The organism is Bradyrhizobium sp. Crot121 (assembly GCF_059512385.1).
Genome location: NZ_JCAMOR010000027.1, coordinates 40,359 through 55,711, shown reverse-complemented (window position 1 = coordinate 55,711; position 15,353 = coordinate 40,359). Strand labels below are relative to the sequence as shown.

Genomic DNA, 15,353 nt, shown 5'->3' with positions numbered 1-15,353 from the left:
TTTACCGTGACAGTAATTTGCACTTCAGTGAGACCTGATGATCTCTGCCAGCAATTTGTGCCAATGCAACAAAGCAGACATCTTCGCCTCACGAAATGAAGCCCGGTTGTAAACTGCAGCAACCCCCTGCTGCTTGTGCGCGAGCAGAGCCTCGATCACGATCGGCTCGACGCCAGCATCGTGTAGCCGCGTTGAGACTGTTCGCCGTAGGTCATGGAGGCCCCAAGGCGGCATGTTTAAGCCGGACTTCCTAAGCTTGGCGTCCAGCCTCTCCTTGCTACCACTGAAGCCAGAGAAGCCAGTCTTTCGCCTGCCAAACACGCATCCGTCTGCGTTCTCCGGGCGCGCCGGTAGCGCGGCTTCAATCATCGGCATCAGCGGGACCTCGTGAGCGAGCTTGCCTTTCATGCGGTCTGCGCCGATCGCTATCCTGTCGGCCAGGACCTCGCTCCAACGCAGGCCAGCAATCTCCTCACGTCGGCACCCTGTCAAAAGGCACAATCGCAAAATGCTAGCGTAATCTTCGCCGGTATCGGTCGCTCGCCATATCTCCCTGATTTCCATGTCGCTAAGCGTGCGTTCGCGCGCCCTTTCGGGGTGGTGGAGGGTGAAGGCGACGGGATTGGTGTCCCCCTCAATGCGACCTGTCTTGAGGCCCCAGCTCCACAGCGCGCTGAGCGCTGCGCGCACACGGTTGGCGGCAATTGGTCCTGATTTCTCGGTGATGCGTTCTAGCACCGCGGAAATATCGCGCCGACGCACGGCCTCGACGCGTTCGTGATGCAGGCTTGCCGCGTGGATGTGCAGGTTGCGTTCGGTTTCCTTATAGGAACGCTGTCGAAGCCGGGCTTTTGCCTGCAACAAGTAAGCCCCAATTAGCTCTAAGACCGTCCCTGCGGTCCGCTTTGCCTTTCGTTCGACCGAAGGGTTTGCGCCATGCGCGACACTTGCTGCTTTTCGCCGTGCCTCTTCACGAGCATCGTCCAGGCCGACCACGGAGACATCGCCGAGCGCAATGCGTCGTGTTCGGCCATGCTGGTCCCTATACTGGAAGATCCACGACCGTCGCCCCGACCTTAGGGCTCGTATGCCCAGGCCGCGACAGTTCGCATCCCAGAAGAATTGTTCAGACTGCCCCGATGGGCAGCGGATCTTGCGGACGGTCGCCTTAGTGAAGGCGCCGCGCTCTACCACGCGTGGTCGCCTTGCCTTCGGCGGCGGAATAACTTCCGCAGTTGGAAGCAATGTGGAAGCAGAACTCACATGAGAAGCTGAGGACTCGTTAGGGTTCATGACTGCTCTTGATGTGAACGCACTGGTGATGCCCGAGCTAGAAGTGGTGTAGCGCTAGCAATTGGCAAGCCTCGCTACTGCTCCTGATGGTGACTGAGTTAACGTGAGGCTTAGCGCCGAAAGCGCTCAGCGCTGACTACGAATCTGAGGGTCGGACGTTCGAATCGTTCCGGGCGCGCCATTCCGCGATGTTGCACGATTTCGTGGCCTACTAGGGCAAATGCCGCATCAAACGCCGAGGGTCGCAGTGGGGCAGCGCACGAGTCTCGGACAGATATCGGGTGTAGTGGACAACGGCCGAGAGAGCGGACCCGACAAGCTCGACGCGGACGTTAATCCCGCTTCTCCAGGCCCCGCCAGAAGCCAAGTACCGTCGATACGATTGCTTCCGGCGCGTCTTCCTGCACGAGATGCTTCGCATTGGGTACGATGTGAAAGGGAGCGTTTCGAACCCGGCGGGCAAGCTCGCGACCGTCTTCAAGTGGAATCCACTCGTCCTTCTCTCCCCAAAGGATGGCCACGGGACAGCGAATCTCGCCGTATCGCCACTCGACCTCCTCCGAGTATCTGTCGTCCATCTGCGCGATCTGGCGCCAAAAAGCTTTTTGGCCCTCGGCTCCCAGCCACGGTGCAAGATACAGCTCAATCTCGTCGTCTCGTAACGCGTTCGCAACGGCGCCGCTGATGTAGGCACGCAGGATTGCTTCGTGAACGTAGGATGGCAGGCCGCTAAAGACCGCCTCGTGTTCCTTGGCGGCTTGGACGAGCAGCGAGCCTTGCGGGCTGATTGCGACCGGATCGATGAGCACCAACGATCGATAGTTCAGCCCGTTAAGCAAATGAGCGCGCAGCGCCGCGGAGCCACCGAAATCGTGCGCGATGACATCCGGGTCTTGTAGGCCCCAATGACCGTAAAGGGCTGCGAAAAGCTCATTCTGAACGCCACGGGACACGTCGCCGTTGGGCTTGTCGGACCTACCATAGCCAAGCATATCGAAGCAGAAGACACGTCGCTGTCGGGCCAGCAAGGGTCCAATTCTGCGCCACTCCGATGATGAAAAGGGCGTACCATGCAGCAAAATTGCGTGCGACCCCTCGCCCATTGCTCCCCAAGCGATCGAATGCCCCCGAAACGTGAAGCGCTCCGGAAGAGGCCAATCCGCTGTCGTCATTGATCCGACCTTTGATCTGCTGCAGCTAATCTGTCGGCAACGATCGGCCCGATCGCAGGTTCCAATGGATCGACCCTGGGGCCATGCGTCGATAGCGGGAAGATCGAGAGAGCAGCCATCGAAAGGGCAGCCTTCTGGGGGATAACGGGACCACCCTCCGAAATCGCGCCCGCCGCCGCACGCAAAGGCGTAGGGAAAAGTCGTGAGGAGTCGCGAGCTTTGCCGGTTGGAGCGCGCAACGGCCGCCCCATCATAGCGCCACGGCGAAGCGATAGTGCCCATCTTCATCGGCAGCGGCCTCCCATGCGATCATGGCCGGACATCCCGCCGAGCACGCGCAACAAGACGCTATGCTGTGAACGATGGCGCTCGGAACGTTGATTTTGAATGCTTTCGCGCTTCGAGCGGCACCAGACCGCTTCATACGGTGCCGCTGCAGTGCCATCTGAAACAATGTGCAGACAAACACTTACGACCCCGGATGGCACAGAGCGACACCGTCGCTTTTATCTTGCCGTCCTAATCGGTCGAGATCCACACCCAGCTCTCGGTCGGTAAGGTCGGGTATTGTCGATAGCGGACCAGAAGGCGGACATGGCAATGCCGACGCGAATGACCCTGAACGGACATGCTGTCGGCATATCCTAGCGCTGTTTCAGTGCGGACCGATTATTGTCCAATTGATTTTGAAGGTAAATTTTCATGACCTTCACAGGCTCGACCTCGGCCTCGCTTCTCCGTCCGGAAATCTAAGCTGACCTCGCCGGCGTGGGCCTGGCGTCATACCGGACCCTTGCTGCGGAGGATGGAAGCCACAGGGTTGGTCACGCCGGGTTCAATCATTGTTGACTTGAAATAAGGGGATATCCCCTCTAAATGCCCTCAAGCGCGATATGGGGATATCCCCGTAAACGGTAATCGAGGGCAAATCGGCGACCCGGCTCAAGTAAACCGGGCGTGCATGATGGAGAACCGATACGTGAAACGCTCATTTCGCTCGGAAAGCCCGTGCATCGTGGCCGCGATGCGTGCAGCCACTCGCCGACTGACGCAGCTGTATGATGAAGCGATGGCGCCAACTGGCTTGCGCGTCACTCAATTTCACGTTCTCTCGGAGCTTGAACGACGATCAGCTGATCCACCAACCGTTGGTGACCTGGCTGAGATCCTGACCATGGAGCGGTCCGCGCTCGGTCAAACACTTCGACCCCTTGCACGCGACGGTTACATCGACTTGGGCCAAGACGAGCGGGATGGGCGCCGTCGGCCCATCAAGTTGACGAAGGCCGGCAAAGATAAAGTGGTCCGCGGACGGCGCTATTGGGCCGGCGCGCATGAAAACTTCAAGCATTTCTTCGGGGACAATCAATTGGTTGGCTTGCGGGAGACTCTGCGCGACATCGCCGAGAGCGCGCAACTTCCTGAAGCTTTTCAGTAGGTCAATATGGCATCCGGGAGAAAGTCATGATCGAGCCGATCACCGTAGAGCATATCACCTTTGTCAGCTACCGGAGCTTCCAGGACGTTGTTCGTGCCTTCGAGGAACAAGTCGGAACGCTTGAAGAATTAGGTTGGCCAGCAATTCCTGCAGCTTCACGTGATCAGGATGATTTCGAACGTCGAGTTCGTGAAGTGCTGGGCCCCAGCGGCTTCACACGTTTCCTGACAATCGATCACGGCGAGTGGGTCAGCAAGCAAGAGCGCCCGACCCGGTTTTTGATGTACACGATCGGAAACCCGCTGATCGCGATCACAATGATGCGGCATGACATCGAGGCGGGCCTCGATGTGCCGGTCAGACTGGCGATCTATGAGCATTCTGACGGGAAGACGAGGTTTGTGTTCAACAAGCCATCAAGCCTCATGAGCGGGCTTCGGAACGTGGCGGTCCAAGATGCAGCTTATACGCTTGATGCGAAATTGATGGCGCTCGGCGAAGCCGTGACAGGCGTAAGAGCATAATTTCCGAAAGAAGCCGAGACGTGGATACGCATCAGAAGCCGCACGGCGATGAACCTCTTGAGCCCGACAGTGGGGTACGAGAAGGCTTGATAATGGGTCACAGTGGCTCAGAAGCGTCGCTGCATAACGAAGCTAAGCAGTTTTTGACGCCAATCTGGGTCATCTTCGGACTTTCGATGGGCCCAGCGATTGCGCTTGGGCTCGCTCGGTTCGCTTACGCGCTGTTGCTTCCATCGATGAAAGCTGATCTCGGCTGGAGTTTTGCCGACGCAGGCGCCATGAATACCGCTAACGCGGCTGGATATCTTATCGGGGCCCTCGTAGCTGCCCCTTTTGGTCGTTGTACGGGCGACAAAGCCGCATTTTCCCTGGGCCTTTTCCTGACATCCGCGGCCATAGCCGGGGCCGGTCTCACCGCTGACTTTACGAGCCTGCTTCTCTTGAGAGCCGTCTCTGGGCTTGCAGGAGCTGTGTCTTTTGTCGCCGGCGCAGGACTCACATCTGCGGCAGCCTCAGGAGGGTCTCGATCGCGCGCGCCTACGATGTTGGGCATCTACTTTGCCGGGGCGGGTATCGGCATTACGGCCTCGGCCCTCGCAGTCCCTCCGCTTCTTTCCGGCATGGGCTGGCGCGGCGGCTGGTTGGCTCTTGGCGCATTAGGCTTGGCTGCGACCATTTGCGGGTCGCTGGTTCTAAGTCGCACACCCGAACCTTCCTATAAGGTTCATATCGCCGCTGGCGGCTGGTCGGCCCGCTTCATGGCACGCAAACTACTATCATACGGGCTATTCGGCGCCGGATACATCACCTATGCCACATTTATCATTGCGCACTTGCGCGCCAATGAAGGTTTCGACAGCGGATCGATTACCGCCTTCTGGGCGATCCTAGGTCTAGCAGCCGTTGTCGCCGCGTTCGCGTGGGGCCCCGTACTCGCTCGCCTGAAAGGTGGCTGGGGAGCAAGCGCAACAATCGCGATGGTCGCGGCCGGTGCGGCCTTGCCGCTGATCTGGGACGGACCAACGAGCGCCTATCTCTCCTCCATCCTTTTTGGAGGGTCAGTACTCGCGGTCATCGCCGCAGTCACCTCATTCGTGCGGAAGGCGGCGAAACCGCACGCCTGGACAGCAGCGATAGCAGCACTGACCATCGCGTTCGGGACCGGGCAATGCATCGGCCCACTCCTCAGCGGTGCTTTGTCTGACGGACCGAACGGCGTTCGTGCCGGTCTCTGGTTGTCCGTCGGCATCCTCGCTGTGGCGAGCGTCGTCGCGGCTTTCCAACCGGAGCCGGCGGGCGATTGATCATCGGCATCCAGCCGAGAAGCGGTACGCAGCCAGCAAGTGAATCAAGTGAACCGAGCTAAGGCAGGATGAGGATCATGACCGATAATATCATTCAGATGGACGCCAGCCGCATCGCGGAACTCGTTGCCGATCGGGAGCTATCGCCGGTCGAGGTCATGAAGGCCCATCTCGATCGTATTGCCGAAGTCAATCCTAAGGTAAACGCCATTGTTACGATGGCTGATGGCGCACTTGACGCTGCCAAGAAAGCCGAGGCGGCGGTCAAGTCGGACGCTCGATTGGGCCCTCTCCATGGCGTTCCGTTCACGGTCAAGGATGGAATCGACACGGCGGGCGTGCTGACGCAGCGCGGTTCGCCCATTTTCAAAGGGCGCGTGCCCGATACCGATGCCACCGTCGTAGCCAGGCTGAAGGCCGCCGGCGCCATCTTAATCGCAAAGACGAACCCGCCGGAATTTTCTTACTCGATCGAAACGGATAATTTCCTGACGGGCCGAACGAACAACCCCTGGAACCTCGACTACACCCCGGGTGGATCGAGCGGTGGTGAATCCGCCGCCATCGCGGCTGGCATGTCGCCACTCGGCGTGGGCAGTGATCTCTCGATCTCATTGCGCGGCCCGGCGGCGCATACCGGTATCGTTGGATTTAAAGCTACTCACGGTCGAATGCCGATGACAGGTCACTGGCCCCGTGTGCCACGTCGCTTCTGGCACATCGGCCCGATGGCCCGTTCGGTTCGCGATGTGGCGCTCGCTTATTCTTTGATGGCGGGACCCGACGGTGCCGACGGCTTCTCAATCAGCCCGCTCGGCTTCGATACAGGGGTGGGCACGACATCGCCCCATCAGGTTCGTGTGGGCTGGTTAGCCTCTCCGGGCTTCTTCGGACCGACCGATCCAGAGGTTATCGCGACCGTGAAGGCCGCCGCTCATGCGCTGAACAATGCCGGCTGCCAGGTTGAGGAAGTCCGGTTGCCTGTGCTGGAGCAGACCGATGCCAACACCGTGCTCTGGCAGCTCCAACAGATGGAAACCCGGCCCGAGTTCGAGAAGGTCACCGCCGGCCACGAGGCCCAGATCTTCAGGCATGCCAAATTGATCCTTGAAACACCTGACACGCCGATAGGCGACTTCGTCGCCGCCGAGCAGGCGGTGGAGCGCCTGCGCGACAGCTTCGTCGAGTATTTCCAGCGATATGATGCGCTGCTCTGCCCGGTGACCCCGTTCCCCGCGACCAAGCATGGCCTCGCTGACCTCGTGATTGATGGCGAAACGGTTTCCCCGTTCCACGTGATGAGCGCGACATCACCGTTCAGCCTGACCGGCATGCCGGCCCTGTCGATGCGGTTCGGAACAAGCCACGACGGTCTTCCGATCGGCGTACAAATCGCCTCCGCCTGGCTCGCGGATTCGACCGCGCTTAAGGTTGCCTCGCTCCTCGAGGAAGTGAGCCCCGTCCGCAACCTTCACCCTGCCATCTAACGCTAGAGGGTCGGGATCTTCCCGCCCCCGTCAATTCCTCATGCAATCTATTGAGCTCAGAAGCCAATCGAGGTCTTAATCAATGCGTGCCATCACGACGAATTTCGAAACGACCGAATTTGCTGGTCTCACGACCAAAATTGTCAATCCGGACGAAAGCTCGTTCACGGTGCTGGATATGACCATCAAGCCGGGCTTCGGCGCACCGGCCCACATCTCCGAGGGCGAAGACAAGCTGTTTATCGTCCTGGAGGGCCAATTGAAGTACCTCGTGGGAGATCAGACTGGGGTCGCGGTACCCGGTGCGCGTGTTGTCGTGCCCAAAGGGGTTGTTCACGGATTCACCAACGTGGGAGCGGCCGACGCGAGGCACATCCTGGTCTCCTCGCCGCGCCGCCACGAGGAGTTCTTCCGTGATCTCCACAATATCCCGGATCCGCGCGAGCAGCATATGGACATGCTGCCGACGATCGCAGCGCGCAATGGTCAACAGATTGTTGGAGCTCTTCCGTAACGCTGTAATTGCGCGCTTCCGCACCTGCATCCGCATCTTACCGAGATGGCAATGTCCCAAATATTTACCGAGCTATCACACCAAACTGAGAGCCGCTCACAATGATTGGATTCTCCGGAGTTATCTCCGCCAAGACGCGCCGACTGTGGCGCAGAATTGCCCTGTTCGGCAGCCTGAAATGTCTGGCCGTCGGATTGCTGGCATCGTTTATTTCAACGGCCTGTGCGCAGCAGCAAACGGACGTCACCATTAAGCAATTGCTCTCGACGACGACTACGTCTGGCGGGCAAAAGATCGTATTGCCCCAAAAGGATGCGGAACTGGTAGCGTCTATCTTCGAAATCCCCCGAGGGGCGAACCTTCCAGAGCACGAGCATCCGTATCCACGATACGGTTACATCTTGTCGGGAAGCTTGCGCGTGACGGACACCGAAACCGGTCAAAGCAAGACGTATCAGTCAGGAGACTTTGTGTTGGAGTCGGTGGGGCGTTGGCACACTGGCGCCAATGCAGGAGAGGAGCCGACAAGGCTGCTCGTTATCGACATCGTCGAGAAGGGACACACGAACACGGTGCTCAAGTAGCGGCAGAATAGGTAACGCCGAAAGGCGGCGCGGTGGGGGCGCGCATCGGTTGCCATGTAGGCATGTCCGTTTGTGGCCCATCACGTCGATCCTGCGATTGATCGAAAGGGCCGCTATCGAGGGGTAACCGGACCACCAGCGGAATCGGGAAGACAGCCGCTCATGAGGCGTAGCGCAAGATCGTAGTCCGTGGCTGGTTATCCGGCCGGATCGCGTTGGCGGCCGCTGCATCATAGGGGTATAGCGAAGCAGTAGTGCCCATCTTCATCGGCCGTGGCGCGCCATTTCGGTGCCGGGACGCACGTTGTCGGCACCGGACCATGGATGACGTAGGCGTAGCACGCTCTGTTCGGTGCTTGGCAACGATAGGCGCAATCCGCGTCGCGCCGCCACGCACCGGCTACTGTGCATGGGGTTGTTTTCGACTTTTTTGTTTTGGGCATGAAAGCGACAGGCTGAAACGGGTCTCATCCGGCTCCTGCCCGCTACTTCATCAACCGCACGCCCTTGGTCGTGAAGCGCTGCGTCTTGCCGCCCGGGCGCATGGGACGCTTCGCCGTTATTCGATACAAAACCGCAAACACTCGATTCCCTGCATGACCGCTGTCGGTGCGAGGTGTTGTGCGATCATGCAGCCTCACGAAACGAGTGTGGCACTAAAATAAATCTCGACCTTCATCAGCTTGGAGACGGGGCAGCCGGCTTTTGCGCTCGCGGCGATCGACTGGAATGTGTCGTGATCCATGCCCGGTATCTTCGCCGTGGTGGTGAGATGCGCCGAGGTGATCGAAAAGCCGTCCCCGTCCTTCTCGATGGTGATTTCTGATTTGCTGTCGACCTGCTCCGGCACGAAATTCGCCTGACCGAGTTGCCTGACGAATGACATGGTGAAGCACGCGGCATGCGCGGCACCTAACAGCTCCTCCGGATTGGTGCCCGGCTTCTCGCCGTAGCGGCTGAAGAAGGTGTAGGGATGATTGTCCAGCGCGTGGCTCTCGGTGGAGACCGAGCCCTTGCCTTCGCGCAGGCTCCCATTCCAGGCGGCGGATCCGAAACGTTTCATCGGTCTTTACTCCTTCCTGTTGTGCATCCCCCGCAGCTTACGAGCGCGTCAGCACCGCCGCTCGTCTCTTCCCGGTCTCGATCATGTCGAGAGCGCGGCCATCCCAAGTGTGGTCACCTCATGGGCGTTGGCCGGCAGCCTCCAGGATCAGTTGCGTGATCTCGGCAGGTTGAGAGATCAGCGACAGGTGACTCGCTTTCACCTCAATGGTCTTGGCTCCCATGCGCTTGGCCATGAATCGTTCGAGGTCCGGATTGATCGTGCGGTCCTCGGTCGAGACGGCGTAGTAGCTCGGCTTTGATCGCCAGGCCGCGTTCGTGGTCTTGCCGGAGAGCAACGCCTTGTGGAACGGCTGCTGGACGGCATAGAGCACCTTGGCCTTTGCCTCCGGCAGGTCGCCCGCGAAATCGTGCAGGAAAGCTTCCTCGGAGAGGCGTCCTTCATCGCCGTCGAACACGATGCCGGCGGTTGCTGGCGGGGTCGGATAGGTCTTGGCGAGCGCGGTGTAGTCCTCGCCGGCGTCCGGCGCGCGCGCCGCCACATAGACGAGCGCCGAGACGTTCGGATGCACGCCGGCCTCGGTGACGATCATGCCGGAGAAGGAATGGCCGACCAGAACCGTCGGCCCGTTCTGCCGAGCGAGCACGCGCTCGGCTGATGCGACCGCTTCGGGTAGCGTGGTCAGCGGATTCTGCACGGAGGTCGCGTTGAGGCCGGCCGTCTGCAATCGCGCGATCACCTCGGACCAGCACGAGCCGTCGGCGAACAGCCCATGCACCAGCACGACGTTGCGCGCCTTCGGCGGAGTTGCGTTTGCGGCCATGCCGCGTGTGGAGATCAGCGAGGCCGCTGCGCCGGCAAGCAGGGCGGTTGAAAAAGCTCGTCTGTTCATCATCGTGATGTCGCTTCCTTTGATCACGAGAGGGATCGTCTTGATGGCGCGAAATGGCCGCGCGGTCTCAAGCAGGTCCCTGCATCAATGCGTCGATGCCGGGCCAATGCGCGGCGAAGATGCCGCGCACGAACGCCTCGCGGTTGTTCTCGATGCTTTAGTGGTCGTGAGGATAGTTGACCATGATACCGAAGGATTTCGGGATCGCACGGAGCTCGGTGTTGCCGAGTCAGTGATCAGCTCGAGCCGCGCCGTTGCCGAGGTGAAAACGCGTTACCGGGTCGATGCGATGGCCGGTCAAGCGCACGAATCTTACGCATCCGCGGATCGCGGCGCGCTTCGATCGCTTTTGTCCTCGACTGCGATCGCCAGCAGCCATATGGCAAACCCCGCCAAAGCCAGCCCGCAGCCGACCCAGCCGGTCGATGTCCATCCGTAGCCGGCAGAGATGGCGAGGCCGCCGAGCCACGGGCCGAGCGCATTTGCGGTGTTGAAAGCCGAATGGTTGAGGGCGGCCGGAAGGGCCTGGGCTTCGCCCGACACATCCATCAGCCGGGTCTGCAGCACAGTTCCGAGCGCTCCGCCCAAACCGATGAGAAATGCGTCGATCGTCATGGTCCAGATGTTCAACGCTGCCCAGGGGAATACAGCTAACGCGGCGGAACTCCAGATCAGTAAGCCGCCCGCCGTCGGCATGATTGCGCGGTCGGCGACCCGTGGCACGACAATATTGCCGATGGTCAGGCCGAGCCCGAACGCTGACAGCACCAACGGCACGAGGGCGGGCGAAACGTGCGTCACTTCCATCAGCGTCGTCGCGGTGTAGGTGTAAACCGCAAACAGGCCGCCAAAGCCGATGGCGCCGATTGCGAGCGTGAGCCAGACTTGGCCGCGCCTCAATGCGTCAAGCTCACGCAACGCGCTTGCCTTCGGGGCCGGGTGATCGACGGGCGCGAACCATGCAACCATTGAAAGGGCCGCGATGGCGAGCGCAGCGACGACGCCAAAGCTCCAGCGCCAGCCGGCCGCCTGACCCAGCCAGTTCGCGAGCGGGACACCGATCACGGTCGCAACCGTCAGGCCAAGGAACATCTTTCCGACGGCCTGAGTCCGCTTGTGTAATGGCACCAGCGAGGCTGCCACCATGGCCGCCGTGCCAAAGTAGGCCCCATGCGGGACGCCGCTCAGGAAACGGAACGCCAGCATCCAGTGATAGCTGGGCGCGAACGCGCTCAGCGCGTTGCCGACGGCGAACATGGCCATCAGCAACAAAAGGACGTTGCGACGCGCCAAGCGAGCCGTCAGTACAGCAAGCACGGGCGCACCGATCACCACGCCCAACGCATACATGCTGATGACGTTTCCGGCTGTCGGCTCATCAATCCGCAGATCCGGCGCGAAATAGGGCAACAGGCTCATGGTTGCGAATTCAGTGGTGCCGATCGCAAAGCCGCCCATGGCTAACGCGAACAGGACAAGGCCGGTCCCTACAGGGGCGGCATTCTGCTTTTCCATATCTTTCCCGATTTTTGGAATGCCGATTCAATCGCCCTAAGGCTTGATCGGATGAATGGCTCGATCAGATGGCGGTGGCTCGATCCTTGACGGTTACCGCCTGCGATCGAATCCCATAACGGATGTGGGAAGATGTTCAGAGGGTGGTGTGCAACACATGTATTCCATGCGTCCGGCACGGCTGGAGCGCGCGTCATTCATCGGAGGTTGAGACCTGAGGGATAGAGGCACCTGAGCAAGAGCAGGCACACTGAATTACATGACATCGATCAAATAGACATGCATCCCATCAGATTCAAATAATGCCTGTGTGATGTCGGTCAGGTCCCGGCCAAGCCATTGCTATCGGGCACGCTGCCCTTCGTCCTGGATCGCTCGCGAGCAGAGGCGTCGCCGGCGTGAAATCAACCTGCTTCTCATGGCGCCACGCCAGACCGACAGAGCAAGCGGCGGTGTCAGGGCAACCGAGCGCCCTGGGGAGTCATTTCAGGATTTTCGAAGGTGTAGATATCTGGTACGCCATTCCGAATGGCACGCCAATCGCGGACCACGATCGCAGCACGTCACTGCGCGCTGGATCCGCCCTCCACGATCTTCTCGTTCAGCTTCTGATCCACGATCTGGACGGTTCGGTCGATCTCGGCATTGGGCGCGCCAAGCTGATGCGAAATCAACTTCACCAGCAGGTCGACCCGCTCGATGAAGGGCGCTCCGCTCGCCACAGCGCGCGCCGCCGATGAAGGTTTGAGAAGGCTTTCCGCCGCCTTGGCGTATTTCTCGAACGGCACCTGGTCCTTCGGGTCGGCTCCCAGTCGGCGAGCGATCCCATCGACGTGCTCATAGATCGACTGCGAGCGCTTCAGATCGGCGTGCACCGCGTCGCGGATCGATTGCGGCTCCTGTGGCGTGATGCAGCGGTAATTGCCGGTCAATAGCATCGACCATTTGGCCAGCGGGACGAACAGCGAGTCGAACACTTTGAGCTTCACGGGAACGTCCTGGCCATCCAGCTTCACTGCGTCGATGTCCGCCTCCAGCTCGCGAAGCAGCCGGTTATGTGCCTCATCCGCAAATGCCGCTGCCTTGAAATTTGTCGGCAGGCCGACATGAAGGACATTCGCCGCCTCGTCCGGTGGGCGGAAGGCCTGCGGATCAGGCGAGCACAGCGAAACCAGTCCCGGCTTGAACCGTTCCCATACCTGCGCATTGGTATAGGCTTCTTCGAGGTCCATCTCCGCCAGCGCCGGAATCCGTTTGAGATAGGGCAAGGGCGGCATGTTCATGATCGAAAGGCAAGGCAGCTTCGCCTCGGCGATCTTGATCATCAGAACCCGGATCGTGTGGTTGGTGTATTGCGGCTCCTGCATGGCAAGGCCAACCAGATCGTAACGGGAGAGGTCGACGTCTGCAGGCGGTGTCGCGTCCAGGGTCCCGGGCAGATCACGCGAAAAGATCGAGCGGTGCGTCGGCTCGTCACGCAGCTTGATGCGAACTTCGGTGCCGTCGCGATTGATGAGCTCTGCGGTCTTCTTGCGACAAACCAAGGTCACGTTGTGACCGGCCATCAGCAGCTTCGTCGCGAGCAATGAGCCATACGAGGCTCCAAGGATCAGAACGTTGCGCGCCATGCTCCCTCTCCCAAAGGTTTTCCTCCAACGCCCCCAACCCAAGCCAGTCTCGAATTTTCGTCGGGTATCCGCTTGGGCGAAGGAACGGCGCAGGCCGGACCTTTACATCAGACGGGGACGGCCTCTTCGGGCAAGGAGCATACCTCTCTATCGCCAATTGACGAGCATTACAATCACACAGCGCTTCGCGCTTTCAGTCCGCAAAAGAAGTCTCTCCTTCAGCTTGCATCATTCGCACCGATAGTGGTGGCCGTCACGGCCAAGGAATGTGCCGGTCGCGGGACTGTACGAGCGGTGGCGCTGCGCGCAGGTGCCGATGCCGCTGTCCTCTTCGTTATAGTATTGCAGAACAGAAGGTGGTCCCGATTCCAGCCTGGCCGCGGGCGTGGGCGCGCCGCCGTTCAGGATGTCTGCATTGGGATGATAGAACGCGTACAGTCCGGGCTCCTGGATGGCGGCCTGAGCAAATACTGGTGTTGCGGCTGCTGCCGACAGCAGCGCGGCGGCCGCGAGGATCTTGAGTGAGGTCATCGAAATTCTCCATCGGTCGATACGAAAACCCGATCGGCGCGCGCGATCCCGCGTGACGCACCGTCAGGCGGTGCGCGGTCAAACGCGAGTTTTTCGTATTGGGTTGTCCGAATGCTCGGATCTTTCGATTCAAGATCTAAGTGGCCTGCGCGCGCATCCCACTAAATTCTGCTTTACGATTCTCAACTCGAGTTGACGGCGGGAGCGTGAGAGATCGCCAACCGGATACGCGGCGGCGACGTCATCACGAAGCAGCGAAACGCGAGTGAATCGCTTTAACGCCATGTCAGTAGCGATTGATTGTTTATGCTGGTTTGCGCGGCATCGCTAAACGCGAATTTAGTGGGGGCGGCGAAAAAGAATCCCACCTTTCTTTGTGTAACGTTCCGTATGTCACCACTCGAAAGGACAAAGCCATGAAAGTCGCAATGGTAGCATTGGTCGCCGCGTCCATGCTCTCAAGCACGTACGCTTTTGCCAATACGGCGCGTCATGAACCGATGGTCAGGAGCTATCCGATATACAGAGAGGCAGTTCCATCCGTCATGTTGCATCCGAACTACGGCAATCCGAACGGAAATCCGGATGGTCCGACCACGTTGAGCGGTACCGGCGATTCTCAATTCGGCGGTTCGTCAGCCGGCACCAGCGGTTACAACTAAGTGAAAGCTGCAGTTGAGCGGCTTTGCTTGAAAGCCACTGTGCCGCTCCAATGTAACGACGCGCGAACCTCGCGCGTCGTTGAAGTGACGCGAGACGGCGTTACCTCGACCGCTGAGGTGACGTCACTTCTTCGGGGCCGATCGTCTGCTGCGGCTGGCGGTGCCGAACACGACTTGCGATGGATAGGGAGAAGCTGAGCGCTGAGGCATGCTCCCGAGGAAGCCTGCGGCGCCGATCCACGCGACGGTGGGTTGCGCGGCAAAATTGCCGGGAAATACGCCATTGGTCGGGAAGTCGCGATTGTCGTTGCGGTTGTCATAGAACCAGCCGCTCGTCTGGCCGTATCGGATGGCGCGATACCCAAACTCGGTCGCTGATCCCGGCGAGATAGCGGGCGCTGCCAGGATCGTCGCGCAAATTGCGATCTTCAATCTACCCATTGGCTTTCCTATGGCCGGATCGTGCCCCAGTCGCCCTTCCAACCCGCAAGCTTTCCGCGACGAAACTGCAGATAGAGCCCGTCGCTCCGGCTCGACAATGCGCTTCCCTTGACATTCGGCAGTGCCAGGTAAAGTTCGTTGCCGGGGCGGCCTCGCATAAAGGTCAAAGGCACGCCGAGCGTGCGCGCGACCTCATCGGGCTTCATCCCGAACCGAAGCGAGGGTGCGCTCTGCTGTGCAGCGACGGACGTTGCTTCGAGTGCTGCCAGAGCGAGCGCCATCACGAGCAAGCCGGTGTTCTTCAT

16 protein-coding genes are annotated in these 15,353 nt (G+C 59.9%); 7 read left to right on the top strand and 9 right to left on the bottom strand.

Features of this window, described 5'->3' with window-relative positions; genetic code table 11:
• Window positions 1-24 precede the first annotated feature (24 nt).
• Together AC5ZGW_RS23115 and AC5ZGW_RS23110 are read right to left on the bottom strand one after the other, a co-directional pair.
• On the bottom strand, window positions 25-1,293 hold the full coding sequence (locus AC5ZGW_RS23115; protein WP_130225943.1) for a tyrosine-type recombinase/integrase: 1,269 nt from the start codon (window positions 1,291-1,293) through the stop codon (window positions 25-27).
• 332 nt (window positions 1,294-1,625) lie between these two features.
• Window positions 1,626-2,396 carry an alpha/beta fold hydrolase gene (locus AC5ZGW_RS23110; protein WP_349645074.1) on the bottom strand — a complete coding sequence of 257 codons (771 nt, stop codon included), beginning with the start codon at window positions 2,394-2,396 and terminating at the stop codon, window positions 1,626-1,628.
• Between the two features lie 1,048 nt (window positions 2,397-3,444).
• On the opposite strand from AC5ZGW_RS23110, the gene AC5ZGW_RS23105 reads away from it, so the two are divergent.
• From AC5ZGW_RS23105 to AC5ZGW_RS23080, 6 genes are all read left to right on the top strand, one after another.
• Window positions 3,445-3,903, top strand: coding sequence for a MarR family winged helix-turn-helix transcriptional regulator (locus AC5ZGW_RS23105; protein WP_165435209.1), 459 nt, complete (start codon window positions 3,445-3,447; stop codon window positions 3,901-3,903).
• Window positions 3,904-3,929: 26 nt separating this feature from the next.
• Window positions 3,930-4,427, top strand: coding sequence for a DUF302 domain-containing protein (locus AC5ZGW_RS23100; RefSeq protein WP_130225940.1), 498 nt, complete (start codon window positions 3,930-3,932; stop codon window positions 4,425-4,427).
• Between the two features lie 20 nt (window positions 4,428-4,447).
• Window positions 4,448-5,731, top strand: coding sequence for a YbfB/YjiJ family MFS transporter (locus AC5ZGW_RS23095; protein ID WP_130225939.1), 1,284 nt, complete (start codon window positions 4,448-4,450; stop codon window positions 5,729-5,731).
• Between the two features lie 77 nt (window positions 5,732-5,808).
• A complete protein-coding gene (locus AC5ZGW_RS23090) occupies window positions 5,809-7,218 on the top strand; it encodes an amidase (RefSeq protein ID WP_130225938.1) in 1,410 nt (469 codons plus the stop codon).
• An 82-nt stretch (window positions 7,219-7,300) separates the two neighbouring features.
• Complete coding sequence (locus AC5ZGW_RS23085; RefSeq protein ID WP_130225937.1) at window positions 7,301-7,732, top strand: cupin domain-containing protein; 432 nt, start codon at window positions 7,301-7,303, stop codon at window positions 7,730-7,732.
• A 101-nt stretch (window positions 7,733-7,833) separates the two neighbouring features.
• The gene (locus tag AC5ZGW_RS23080; RefSeq protein WP_245474711.1) at window positions 7,834-8,316 is read left to right on the top strand and encodes a cupin domain-containing protein; all 483 of its coding nucleotides are present in this window, start codon (window positions 7,834-7,836) and stop codon (window positions 8,314-8,316) included.
• Window positions 8,317-8,953: 637 nt separating this feature from the next.
• On the opposite strand, the gene AC5ZGW_RS23075 is transcribed toward AC5ZGW_RS23080, so the two are convergent.
• The 5 genes from AC5ZGW_RS23075 to AC5ZGW_RS23055 form a co-directional block, all read right to left on the bottom strand.
• The gene (locus AC5ZGW_RS23075; RefSeq protein WP_130225936.1) at window positions 8,954-9,379 is read right to left on the bottom strand and encodes an OsmC family protein; all 426 of its coding nucleotides are present in this window, start codon (window positions 9,377-9,379) and stop codon (window positions 8,954-8,956) included.
• Between the two features lie 118 nt (window positions 9,380-9,497).
• The gene (locus AC5ZGW_RS23070; protein ID WP_130225956.1) at window positions 9,498-10,274 is read right to left on the bottom strand and encodes an alpha/beta fold hydrolase; all 777 of its coding nucleotides are present in this window, start codon (window positions 10,272-10,274) and stop codon (window positions 9,498-9,500) included.
• 309 nt (window positions 10,275-10,583) lie between these two features.
• Window positions 10,584-11,786: an MFS transporter gene (locus tag AC5ZGW_RS23065; RefSeq protein ID WP_130225935.1), complete on the bottom strand. Its 1,203-nt coding sequence runs from the start codon at window positions 11,784-11,786 to the stop codon at window positions 10,584-10,586.
• Window positions 11,787-12,349: 563 nt separating this feature from the next.
• Complete coding sequence (locus tag AC5ZGW_RS23060; protein WP_130225934.1) at window positions 12,350-13,414, bottom strand: ketopantoate reductase family protein; 1,065 nt, start codon at window positions 13,412-13,414, stop codon at window positions 12,350-12,352.
• A gap of 228 nt (window positions 13,415-13,642) precedes the next feature.
• Window positions 13,643-13,945, bottom strand: a complete 303-nt coding sequence (locus AC5ZGW_RS23055) for a BA14K family protein (protein WP_130225933.1) — start codon at window positions 13,943-13,945, stop codon at window positions 13,643-13,645.
• Window positions 13,946-14,241: 296 nt separating this feature from the next.
• On the opposite strand from AC5ZGW_RS23055, the gene AC5ZGW_RS23050 reads away from it, so the two are divergent.
• Complete coding sequence (locus AC5ZGW_RS23050; protein WP_130225932.1) at window positions 14,242-14,607, top strand: hypothetical protein; 366 nt, start codon at window positions 14,242-14,244, stop codon at window positions 14,605-14,607.
• 123 nt (window positions 14,608-14,730) lie between these two features.
• On the opposite strand, the gene AC5ZGW_RS23045 is transcribed toward AC5ZGW_RS23050, so the two are convergent.
• Together AC5ZGW_RS23045 and AC5ZGW_RS23040 are read right to left on the bottom strand one after the other, a co-directional pair.
• Complete coding sequence (locus tag AC5ZGW_RS23045; RefSeq protein WP_130225931.1) at window positions 14,731-15,048, bottom strand: BA14K family protein; 318 nt, start codon at window positions 15,046-15,048, stop codon at window positions 14,731-14,733.
• A gap of 8 nt (window positions 15,049-15,056) precedes the next feature.
• On the bottom strand, window positions 15,057-15,353 hold the full coding sequence (locus AC5ZGW_RS23040; protein WP_130225930.1) for a hypothetical protein: 297 nt from the start codon (window positions 15,351-15,353) through the stop codon (window positions 15,057-15,059).